This window comes from Wolbachia endosymbiont of Pentalonia nigronervosa (assembly GCF_014534705.1).
GTDB lineage: Bacteria > Pseudomonadota > Alphaproteobacteria > Rickettsiales > Anaplasmataceae > Wolbachia.
The window spans coordinates 14,354-25,164 of the sequence record NZ_JACVWV010000005.1 but is presented as its reverse complement, the minus strand read 5'-3'; the positions used below and the strand labels follow the sequence as shown (position 1 = coordinate 25,164).

The 10,811-nt window shown below is 34.7% G+C and carries 11 protein-coding genes and 1 rRNA gene; 7 read left to right on the top strand and 5 right to left on the bottom strand.

The window, feature by feature from the left end; translation table 11 throughout:
* Positions 1–101 precede the first annotated feature (101 nt).
* The 6 genes from IC220_RS01335 to xth all read left to right on the top strand — a co-directional run bounded on the left by IC220_RS01335 (position 102) and on the right by xth (position 5,453).
* Positions 102–1,631: an acyl-CoA carboxylase subunit beta gene (locus tag IC220_RS01335; RefSeq protein WP_188152812.1), complete on the top strand. Its 1,530-nt coding sequence runs from the start codon at positions 102–104 to the stop codon at positions 1,629–1,631.
* Positions 1,632–1,773: 142 nt separating this feature from the next.
* Positions 1,774–2,349, top strand: a complete 576-nt coding sequence (gene ruvA / locus IC220_RS01330) for a Holliday junction branch migration protein RuvA (RefSeq protein ID WP_188152811.1) — start codon at positions 1,774–1,776, stop codon at positions 2,347–2,349.
* The gene (gene ruvB, locus IC220_RS01325; RefSeq protein WP_188152810.1) at positions 2,346–3,329 is read left to right on the top strand and encodes a Holliday junction branch migration DNA helicase RuvB; all 984 of its coding nucleotides are present in this window, start codon (positions 2,346–2,348) and stop codon (positions 3,327–3,329) included. The genes ruvA and ruvB overlap by 4 nt, the downstream gene beginning before the upstream one ends.
* A gap of 37 nt (positions 3,330–3,366) precedes the next feature.
* Positions 3,367–3,882 carry a DNA-3-methyladenine glycosylase gene (locus IC220_RS01320; RefSeq protein ID WP_188152809.1) on the top strand — a complete coding sequence of 172 codons (516 nt, stop codon included), beginning with the start codon at positions 3,367–3,369 and terminating at the stop codon, positions 3,880–3,882.
* A gap of 69 nt (positions 3,883–3,951) precedes the next feature.
* Positions 3,952–4,659: a uroporphyrinogen-III synthase gene (locus IC220_RS01315; RefSeq protein ID WP_188152808.1), complete on the top strand. Its 708-nt coding sequence runs from the start codon at positions 3,952–3,954 to the stop codon at positions 4,657–4,659.
* Positions 4,659–5,453 carry an exodeoxyribonuclease III gene (gene xth, locus IC220_RS01310; protein WP_188152807.1) on the top strand — a complete coding sequence of 265 codons (795 nt, stop codon included), beginning with the start codon at positions 4,659–4,661 and terminating at the stop codon, positions 5,451–5,453. The genes IC220_RS01315 and xth overlap by 1 nt, the downstream gene beginning before the upstream one ends.
* Positions 5,454–5,475: 22 nt before the next feature.
* On the opposite strand, the gene IC220_RS01305 is transcribed toward xth, so the two are convergent.
* From IC220_RS01305 to IC220_RS01285, 5 genes are all read right to left on the bottom strand, one after another.
* Positions 5,476–6,267 carry a DUF2163 domain-containing protein gene (locus tag IC220_RS01305; protein ID WP_188152806.1) on the bottom strand — a complete coding sequence of 264 codons (792 nt, stop codon included), beginning with the start codon at positions 6,265–6,267 and terminating at the stop codon, positions 5,476–5,478.
* Between the two features lie 124 nt (positions 6,268–6,391).
* Positions 6,392–7,639, bottom strand: a complete 1,248-nt coding sequence (locus tag IC220_RS01300) for a hypothetical protein (protein WP_188152805.1) — start codon at positions 7,637–7,639, stop codon at positions 6,392–6,394.
* Between the two features lie 73 nt (positions 7,640–7,712).
* On the bottom strand, positions 7,713–8,078 hold the full coding sequence (gene sdhD, locus IC220_RS01295) for a succinate dehydrogenase, hydrophobic membrane anchor protein (protein WP_188152804.1): 366 nt from the start codon (positions 8,076–8,078) through the stop codon (positions 7,713–7,715).
* A complete protein-coding gene (sdhC, locus tag IC220_RS01290) occupies positions 8,075–8,452 on the bottom strand; it encodes a succinate dehydrogenase, cytochrome b556 subunit (protein WP_188152803.1) in 378 nt (125 codons plus the stop codon). Before sdhC ends, sdhD begins: the two co-directional genes overlap by 4 nt.
* A gap of 100 nt (positions 8,453–8,552) precedes the next feature.
* Positions 8,553–10,055 (bottom strand): 16S ribosomal RNA (locus tag IC220_RS01285).
* 215 nt (positions 10,056–10,270) lie between these two features.
* On the opposite strand from IC220_RS01285, the gene IC220_RS01280 reads away from it, so the two are divergent.
* A complete protein-coding gene (locus tag IC220_RS01280; protein ID WP_223158725.1) occupies positions 10,271–10,795 on the top strand; it encodes a hypothetical protein in 525 nt (174 codons plus the stop codon).
* Positions 10,796–10,811 lie beyond the last annotated feature (16 nt).

The window sequence follows — 10,811 nt, the reverse complement described above, 5'->3', positions numbered from 1 at the left end:
AAGTCGATGTTTTAGATGTACAGTTCCCAGTGATAAGATGCTAACTTTATAAGTTCAACAGAATCGTATATACTTTGCTAGTTGAAAATTATTCTATGTAAATGCAAGATTTTAAAACACTGAAAGGCAAAGCATTGAAAGCTGGTGGTCCTGAGCGAATTAGCAAGCAACACAAAAAAGGGAAATTAACCGCCAGAGAGAGGTTACAGGTATTACTCGATGAAAATTCATTCGAGGAATACGATAAATTTGTAAAACACCATGCAACTGACTTTGGTATGCAAAACACAAACTTTCTTGGTGATGGTGTGGTAATTGGCCATGGTACTATTTTTGGTAGAAAAGTCTGTGTTTATTCTCAAGATTTCACTATTTTTGGTGGATCACTTGGAGCATCGCACGCAAAAAAAATATGTAAAATTATGGACATAGCTATCAATGCTAGAATTCCAATTATTGGATTAAATGATTCCGGTGGAGCAAGAATCCAAGAAGGAGTAAATTCGCTGGCAGGTTATGGGGAAATTTTTCAAAGAAATGTGAATGCATCAGGGGTAATACCACAAATTTCTTTAATTATGGGGCCATGTGCTGGCGGAGCGGTTTATTCCCCGGCATTAACTGATTTTACGTTTATGGTGAAAAACAGTTCATATATGTTTATAACCGGACCTGACGTAGTAAAAAAAGTTACTTATGAAGATGTAAGTCACGAGGATCTTGGTGGCGCTAAAGTTCATACAAACAAAACAGGAGTAGCAGATTTTGCATTCAATAATGATGTTGAAATGTTGTTAAAAGTACGTGAATTTTTTACTTTCTTGCCGTCAAATAATCAAGAATCACCTAAGTCTGTACCAGCTTGTGATCAGATCGATGATATTAGACCTCTTTCGAAATCAATTGATGAATCTTTAAATACTTTAGTGCCTACTAATCCCAATACTCCTTATGACATGTACGAACTCATTGAAAAGGTTTGTGATGAAAGGAATTTCTTCGAATTAAAACCTAATTTTGCTCGTAATGTTATAATCGGTTTTGGTAGAATTGATGGCAATACAGTCGGTATTGTTGCAAATCAACCTATGCACCTTGCAGGATGTTTGGATATTGATTCTTCAAGAAAAGCAGCAAGGTTTGTGAGGTTTTGTGATGCATTTAATATTCCTATTGTTACTTTTATTGATGTTCCAGGATTTTTGCCAGGAACAAGTCAAGAGTATAACAATATAATACAACATGGAGCAAAGTTACTCTACGCTTATGCTGAAGCGACTGTACCAAAAATTAGTCTCATTACTAGAAAAGCATATGGTGGTGCATACATAGTGATGAATTCAAAACATTTAAAAGGTGATATAAACTATGCTTGGCCAACTGCTGAAATAGCTGTGATGGGTCCTGAAAGCGCAGTTGAAATTATATTTCGACGTGAAAAAGATCAACAAGCACGAATTCAAGAATATAAAGAGAAATTTGCTAATCCATTTTTTGCCGCATCACATGGATATATTGATGATATAATAATGCCGAGTGAAACTAAGTACCACCTTTGTAAAACGCTAGAGTTATTGAAAAATAAGAAAGTGGCAAGACCATGGAAAAAGCATGATAACTTGCCTCTGTAAAGACCTCTTGCAAAAGAGGTCTTTACAGTCCTTGATTTTTTTACCCACCTAGATAAACAGCTTCTTTGTATGGTCCCAGAATATACGATTGAATTGAAAAAGAATTATAATAGTGTACAATAGATTTCATTTGGGATGATAAATGATAGGAAGCTTAAGCGGAATAGTAGATGAGGTTCATAGTGACCATATAACATTGAATGTCAATGATGTTGGCTATCTTGTATACCTTTCAGCTAAGGCTTTAGGCCATTGTTCAGTGGGAAGTAGAGTTAAGCTTTTGATTGAAACTTATTCAAACAGCAGAGAAAATATCCCTCAACTGTATGGTTTCACGAATAAAGAGGAACAAAAATGCTTACGTTTACTTGTCAAAGTAAGTGGTGTTAGTTATAAAACTGCAATGTCAATTTTGAGTAAATTAACCCCAGAGCAATTTTTTTCGGCAGTGGCAAGTGAAGATAAGGTGCTACTTAAAATCAGTGGATTAGGCCCAAAGCTTATAAATCGTATCATTACTGAACTGCACGGCAAAGTGAGCAAATTGGAAGTAAGCAACAACCAACCCATTCAAGAAGACGCTATTTCAGCTTTGATTAATCTTGGCTATGAAAAAATGAAAGCTTATGATACTATAAAAAAAATACAAGATGAATCACCAAATTTGGAAACCAAAGATATGGTTCGCATGGCACTTAAGGAGCTATCAACATTATGAAATCAATATCGTGTAGCAAGGAATATGAAGAAGATGCACGTAATATTAACATCAGGCCAGAACAACTTGATGATTTTATCGGGCAGAAAGATTTAATACAAAATCTCAAAGTATTTATAAAAGCTGCACAAACAAGAACTGAAGCTTTAGATCATGTTTTACTTTGCGGTCCTCCAGGTCTTGGTAAAACAACTTTGGCTCATATCGTTTCTAAGGAATTGAGAGTTAGTTTTCGTGCAACTTCCGGTCCGCTACTCAATAAAGCTGGGGATTTGGCTGCAGTGCTGACAACTCTAAACGCAAAAGATGTTTTGTTTATTGATGAAATTCACAGACTAAACCGTAGTATCGAGGAAGTCCTATATACCGCTATGGAAGATTTTTGTTTAGATATATTAGTGGGTGAAGGTCCATCTACCCGTACTTTAAGAATTGACATACCTCCATTTACATTAGTAGGAGCAACAACACGCATTGGTTTGCTTTCTGCGCCACTGAGAGATCGTTTTGGTATACCTCTACACCTGGAATTTTATTCATTTGTAGAATTAGTAGAAGTTATAAAAAGAGGTGCAAGGGTTCTCTCCACTGAAATTGAGGAAAGTGCTGCACAAGAGATTGCCTGTCGTGCACGAGGCACTCCAAGAATTGCTCTGAGATTATTGAGAAGGATAAGAGATTTTGTTGAAATGGAAATCAATAGGAGAATTACCTATGAAGTCGCTAATTCTGCATTACTTAAATTAGGTGTTGATAAAATGGGACTGAATAAATTAGACATGGATTATTTAAGGTTTTTATCTAACACTTCTGGTCCGGTAGGAATTGATACTATATCTATTGCATTATCTGAAGATGTGGGCAATATAGAAGAAACAGTGGAGCCTTACTTAATCAAAATTAACTTTGTACAGCGTACACCAAGGGGACGTGTTCTCACTGATCAAGCAAATAAATACTTACAGTTGTCCTGTAGTTAAAATAAATTTTTATTTCATGGAGATAAAAAATTTCGTAATGAGAGGCACAATACTATCGAGGAATTTTTATGAACGCCCAACTTTAATTGTAGCTGGAGAATTATTAGGAAAAACTCTAAAATTCTCTAACTTTAGCGGAATAATAACCGAAGTTGAAGCTTATATAGGCAGAGATGATCCAGCTTGCCACGCAGCCAAAGGTTATACTAAGCGTACCTCAGTTATGTTTGGTAAGCCAGGGTTTTCATATGTATATTTTATATATGGTATGTACCACTGCCTCAATGTTGTCACGGAAGAAGAAGGATTTCCTGCCGCAGTGCTAATACGTGGATTAAAACTCACCGACCCACTCGAGTTAAATTTAGGCGGGCCAGGAATATTGTGCAAAAAATTAAATATTACAAAAGAACACAATAGTCTAGATTTAACTGCAGGCCATGAATTTTGTGTTTATGAATCTGATTGCAAACTAGATTATATTTGCACCCCAAGAATAGGAATTAGTAGTGGTAAAGAAAAATTTTGGCGATTTAAAGCAACACGTTTATGATTGAAAATTTTCGTTTAGTAATTCACCCATATTAAGTATATTATATATTGAGAGCTGCAATGAATTAAAGTGAAATCTATCTTATTAACAAGGCCTTTGTCAGATTCATTAGATACAAGAAGTACACTCAGAAAACATGGATATAAAGTATATATTGAACCAATATTTACAATAAAATATCTCTATCCTGATCTATCTCAGTATGAATTTGATATTGTAATATCCACTAGTAAAAATAGCATCAAGGCCTTGAGTCACATATATAAAGCAGATAATTTTCCAATTATCACAGTTGGTAATTCAACGATGGAAACTGCAAAATGCCTGGGTTTTGCTAATGTAGTATCGGTAGATAGTAATGTTGATGGGTTGGTCTCATTTATAAAAACTAACTGCTCAAAAGAAGTGAAATTTTTATACATTAGAGGGCAAGAAGTTTCATGTGACCTAAAAAAAAGACTATCTGATGAAAACTTTAACGTAAAGGAAGTAATATTATATAGAACAATTGCCAAAAGACACTTAACCAATAGATGTAAAAATTTATTATTAGATGGTAGTATTGGTAGTATAGTTTTCTTTTCCACACAAACAGTCAGGGTGTTTTGCTCATTAGTAACAAAAAGTGGATTATCTTCCATGATGAGCAATGTAGTTGCATACTCTATGAGTAAGAACATTGCTGATAGTTTAAAATCAATCAAATGGAAAGCGATTATAACCTCTAGGCTACCAACACAAGATAATTTGATTGACACAATTAATAAGGATAGTTAATGCTAAAAATTGCAACTTGGAACATAAACTCTATACGCAAAAGAGTGAATCAGCTTTGTAATTTTATTGTTGATAATCAGATAGATGTAATTTTACTGCAAGAGATAAAGTGTACTGAAGAACAATTCCCTTATGCGGAAATAAAAGAACTAAAGTATGAATATGCTATCTATGGACAAACTGCAAGAAATGGCGTGTGTATCTTATCTAAATATCCAATAGTAGAAAAATTTAAGATCGACATTGTAGAAAGCTATAATGAAGCACGTTACATAGAATGCATAGTCAAATATAACGATCACCATATAAGGCTTGGAAGTGTATATGTGCCAAATGGTCAAAGTCCTGATTCTCATATGTTTGAGTATAAATTGAAGTTTTTAGATAACCTCCGCAAAAGAATGAATAACTTACTAAAAAATGAAGAATTAACCATCATAGCTGGTGATTACAATGTCGCACCAGATGAAACTGATGTTTTTGATTCAAATTTATTGGATGACCAGATATGCTTCCACATAAAGGAACGTGAGAAACTCAGAGCAATTTTTAATCTTGGATTTACAGATGCATTTAGAATATTCAACCCCAATCTGCAGCAATTTAGTTGGTGGCATTACCAAGGTAATTCATTGAGAAATAATCAAGGAATGCGGATAGATCATATGTTACTATCACCACAAGCTATAGATAGACTAGAAGCATGTTACATTTATGATAGATTACGAAAATTAGAAAACCCTTCAGATCATGCTCCTGTTGTATGTGTTATCCGTCCAACAATTGCATTATAGCTGAATTTTGCACTGACTTTACTTAGATGTACAGTCCTGAATTAGCCATAGGTATATGCGGCTCACCACGAAAATTCACAGCATTATTAAATTTGTTCTGACATGTTGAAAATGTTTTATCACAACCAGCAAGTATTGAATACTGGTCTCCAGCAGAAATTTTATGTGCTGTGAATAATGTAACAATTTGATCTTTATATTCTTTCACAATAGCTTCAAATGTTGAGAATTTTACCATCCCATGTTTATAATGTTCATCGTTTTCAGTTAAATTCGTGTCTTTAAACTTTTTTTCATCTATTACTTGAGTAACAACGCTCACCTTACTAAATTTTTTTGCATCAATTTTGCATTTATCGTCACAAAACTGTGCTCTGCACGTAGAAGAATATAACTCCACCACATTTTGCTCAAGTTTCGCTGACAGTCCCCTAATTTCAACAATAAACCTACCGTTATTTAGTATGATTTTGCCAAAACTTCCTGAGTATAAACTAATTATACCCTGACTTGGATCCTTATAATTCAAGAAAAATATTTCGATATTAGCAAAGTCATACCTTCCAGCAAAAACGTCCTCTTCTTTAATTTCATCGCTGTTTAATATTCCTTCAATTTCTAAATTGTCAGTTTTTAAGTTACTATTTAAAAGTATACTACTTGCTGTAAATCCACTTGAGGACTTATAGATTATGCCATCTATATCCAAATCTTTATCGTGATCAGTAAATCCCATCACTTTTCCATCAGCAAGTTTTAATTTCCAGCATGTAGCAATAGTCAGTAATTCTTCAGTTAAGTGGTTAGTTAACATGATAGCCTCCTTTTTTATAGTGTTTTTAAAATTATGTGAGTTTTGTATTTTTTAATATCATCCAAGTGAATGACATTAACATTAAAAATATGGATTACAGTAAAAATTGTACTGGGTATTTAGTCTATTTCATAGAAATAGTACTTGCGTTTCTTTCCCGACTCTCTATTAATTTCTGAGCATGCTTATTGGATGCCTCAAGTGATACAAGTTTTTCTATACTGCCGCTACGATCTTTCGTTTCTTGAGATACTTCAACTTCACCTTGTATCCCTGGTTTTCTTGCATTAAGCTCCTCCCATGTGCCTATCATGTAACGTTCAGTATGACCCTTTTCTTCTTCTGATTCTGGCACTTTGCCACTTGTGATCACTTCACAATCTCTCTTTAAATCATTCCAACACTTTTTGAATTGCTCTTTTAACCTTGTATAGTAAGCATCACCATACTTTTTTTCATTTGCCGTAAATAGTAAAACAGGAGTTTTAAGTATAGTAGCTCCCATGTTCAATGTATTTTTTATTATTGCTGCAGGAGTGAATAAAACGCGACCGAAGATTTGTGCTACTGAATTTTGTCTATTCATCAACCACTCCCCCATTTTCATAAAAGGAGCAATTACGTATTCAGTAAAAAGTTTAGGCAAAGTTGTAAAAAACATAATAGGAACAGATATAAAAAGACTTTTGGCCAGCTCTAGGTTACCTTTTTCATCATAAATTGCAAAAAAATAGATATTGACCCGTTCAGAGTCGCTGGTATATAGCAACTTGCCATTTCTACATTTTTCATCAGAAACTTTCTGACCATTCACTTTCTTGGTTGCTACGGAAGAGTTAGTTAGCTCGTATATAGGATCTTTGCCTTGTTTTTTATCTGCATTAATGTCTGTAACCTCAAAAACTGGTAGATATTTTTCTAAATATTCTTTTGAAAATTCAAATGGTTCATAAAATCTACTATAATTTGTTTGACCAGTGAGATCTTTACCAACTAATTCCTTAATAGTAAAATAACGTTTATTATCATCTTTATATATAATATCGTGATATACACCTTCTTTACTTGAATCTTCTTCAACAGTTTGAATAACTAAAGTTAATGGAAAGCTTTTTTGTTTTCCTTCCTCATCTATGTCACCAAATAAAAGTTCATATTCGCCAGGTATAGGATTATTCTGACTATCCTTCCTCCTTTGAATTCTACCATTCTTTACAACGTCATCGTAATTTCCTGGATATTTACATTGTCTCCATTCATTTTCTACATTATGCGTTACTGGTCTTCTCACATCTTCAACATAAGTCAGAGATTCAGATGAAGTAAAGAAGTTCCCTGTTCTAAGTATAAAATCGTAAAATCTTCCAAGCATAATATTAAAAAAACACTATAATTAAATAATAAAATCAATATATTAATAACATATTAACATAATACTAGCAGTGTTACAAGAGAATATGCCGATAAAAGAAAAAAATTGAAAAAACAAGAATTATATAAGTTATGCTCGATAAATACTTTATACATGTTACTATAAAAACCCTTATGTGAATATTATGGATATAATCTTCACATACTACTTGCATACCCAGAACTGCATGCCAAAAAACACAGAATAACAATATAGTAAAAAATAGAAGTTCTAAAGGGTAGTTAATGGCCAATAATAATTTTTCATTAAAGGATAAAAAATTGTTGAAATAAAATGCAGAAGAAAATGAATAGATAAACCAAGGAAATAAAAATAATAAAACTATAGCAGAGGCACGCTGAACCCACCAATGATGTACTGCACTTTCAGATTGCTTCATATCAACATAAATAAAAAAGCTATAGAAGAAAGAAGTAGCACTAATGTTAACACTATAGCGCTTATTGTAACGCTAGTGATCTCCAAATTTATTCCTATATCCCAAAGTAAGTGCCGAATACCATTAAAAAAATGATATGAAAAGGTTATAAAACATAAGATATAAATTAACTTAGCAACTATACTAGAAAATAACACATTCAAATAGTCTACTATAAATAACTCAGGAAAATGAACATGTAATATAAAATACCAAGAAGATACTATTAATAAAAAAAACAACAGCACTCCAGTTAATCTATGCATGATAGAAAAAAAACTGGTAACTTGTATTTTATATATCTGTAAATGTGGAGAAATTGGTCTACTGCTCATAATAATTCACTATCGGGAAATTTAAGATAAAGTAGAAGTAAAGACAGCAGCATGTGTATAGCAACACTATCATAAAAAACAGTGAGTAATACACAAAACCTAAGGAGGTAATCCAACCGCAGATTCCCCTACGGTTACCTTGTTACGACTTCACCCCAGTCACCGATCCCACTTTAGATAACTCCTTCCTTGCGGTTAGGTCGTTAGCTTCGAGTGAAACCAATTCCCATGGCGTGACGGGCAGTGTGTACAAGACCCGAGAACGTATTCACCGTGGCATGCTGATCCACGATTACTAGCGATTCCAACTTCATGCTCTCGAGTTGCAGAGAACAATCCGAACTGAGATGATTTTTTAGGATTAGCTCAGCCTTACGACTTTGCAGCCCATTGTAATCACCATTGTAGCACGTGTGTAGCCCACTCCATAAGGGCCATGATGACTTGACATCATCCCCACCTTCCTCCAGTTTATCACTGGCAGTTTCCTTAAAGTCCCCAGCATAACCTGATGGTAACTAAGGATGAGGGTTGCGCTCGTTGCGGGACTTAACCCAACATCTCACGACACGAGCTGACGACAGCCATGCAACACCTGTGCGAAATCCGGCCGAACCGACCCTATTCCTTCAAATAGGTATGATTTCCATGTCAAGGAGTGGTAAGGTTTTTCGCGTTGCATCGAATTAAACCACATGCTCCACCGCTTGTGCGGGTCCCCGTCAATTCCTTTGAGTTTTAATCTTGCGACCGTAGTCCCCAGGCGGAATGTTTAACGCGTTAGCTGTAATACAGAAAGTAAACTTCCCATATTTAACATTCATCGTTTACAGCGTGGACTACCAGGGTATCTAATCCTGTTTGCTCCCCACGCCTTCGCGCCTCAGCGTCAGATTTGAACCAGATAGACGCCTTCGCCACTGGTGTTCCTCCTAATATTTACGAATTTCACCTCTACACTAGGAATTCCTCTATCCTCTTTCAATCTCTAGATTAGCAGTTTTAAAAGCAATTCCAAAGTTAAGCTCTGGGATTTCACTTTTAACTTACTAATCAGCCTACGCGCTCTTTACGCCCAATAATTCCGAATAACGCTAGCCCTCTCCGTATTACCGCGGCTGCTGGCACGGAGTTAGCCAGGACTTCTTCTGTGAGTACCGTCATTATCTTTCTCACTAAAAGAGCTTTACAACCCGAAGGCCTTCTTCACTCATGCGGCATGGCTGGATCAGGCTTTCGCCCATTGTCCAATATTCCCCACTGCTGCCTCCCGTAGGAGTCTGGACCGTATCTCAGTTCCAGTGTGGCTGATCATCCTCTCAGATCAGCTATAGATCACTGCCTTGGTAGGCCATTACCCCACCAACTAGCTAATCTAATATAGGCTCATCTAATAGCAATAAATCTTTCCCCCGTAGGGCGTATACGGTATTAGTTATCGTTTCCAATAATTATTCCGTACTACTAGGTAGATTCCTATACATTACTCACCCGTCTGCCACTAGGTTATATTATAGCAAGCTACAACATAATCCCGTTCGACTTGCATGTGTTAAGCCTGCCGCCAGCGTTCATTCTGAGCCAGGATCAAACTCTCAAATTTAGACTTCAACCTATAAATAGGTTGAGGACATATCGGATAAATCCGATTTAATATATTTAGTTTAATACTGCTGTCTTTATTTCTACTTTAAAAAATTTCCAACTATTCAAACAACTTATAGGATCATTATTATGCAATGCGATCAGCATGTCAATATGTTTTTGCAAATTAAAAAATATTAATGTATAAAAAAATGTATCTTTAAAATATAGCTTATGAAGAAGTACTTTATTTTATTTGTCACCACAACAGTACTAATTATTATTGTATTATATTTTTCACTACAGACCGTTAATGAAAAACAATCTGCAATTGCAGGTGATAAATTTTATAAAGTATTATTTACAGGTGATAATATACAATCATTATTAAATGAAAAGGAATCTAACTGGAAACATTTAGCAAAATTCGAGTATGCAGCTAAAAATCCAACGCTGCCAGAAGCTTTATCAATTTATAGTGATTTGGCAAGCGATAAGGAAGTGCCGACTGTTTTGCGCGAGTTGGCACAGTATTTAGAAGTAATGAACTCATTTTATCATGATAAAGTAAATGGTGAAAAGCTAGAGTTAAATACGGTCTATCCTTATTCAAGCAAGGAAGCTATGGCTATAATCAAAATACATAATAATGATATTAAAGGTGCAATTGAAATATTGCACTTATTATTAAGTGACAAAAAATGTCCTGCTCTAGTAAAAGCTAATGCACATGAGTTGCTGCAAGTATACGAAAGATAAATTAATAAATAAAATA

Bases quoted from the DNA above. Each gene is read 5' to 3' on its own strand.
- IC220_RS01335 (WP_188152812.1), top strand. From the start codon at position 102: ATGCAAGATTTTAAAACACTGAAAGGCAAAGCATTGAAAGCTGGTGGT.
- ruvA (WP_188152811.1), top strand. From the start codon at position 1,774: ATGATAGGAAGCTTAAGCGGAATAGTAGATGAGGTTCATAGTGACCAT.
- ruvB (WP_188152810.1), top strand. From the start codon at position 2,346: ATGAAATCAATATCGTGTAGCAAGGAATATGAAGAAGATGCACGTAAT.
- IC220_RS01320 (WP_188152809.1), top strand. From the start codon at position 3,367: ATGAGAGGCACAATACTATCGAGGAATTTTTATGAACGCCCAACTTTA.
- xth (WP_188152807.1), top strand. From the start codon at position 4,659: ATGCTAAAAATTGCAACTTGGAACATAAACTCTATACGCAAAAGAGTG.
- IC220_RS01305 (WP_188152806.1), bottom strand. From the start codon at position 6,267: ATGTTAACTAACCACTTAACTGAAGAATTACTGACTATTGCTACATGC.
- IC220_RS01300 (WP_188152805.1), bottom strand. From the start codon at position 7,639: ATGCTTGGAAGATTTTACGATTTTATACTTAGAACAGGGAACTTCTTT.
- sdhD (WP_188152804.1), bottom strand. From the start codon at position 8,078: ATGAAGCAATCTGAAAGTGCAGTACATCATTGGTGGGTTCAGCGTGCC.
- sdhC (WP_188152803.1), bottom strand. From the start codon at position 8,452: ATGAGCAGTAGACCAATTTCTCCACATTTACAGATATATAAAATACAA.
- IC220_RS01280 (WP_223158725.1), top strand. From the start codon at position 10,271: ATGAAGAAGTACTTTATTTTATTTGTCACCACAACAGTACTAATTATT.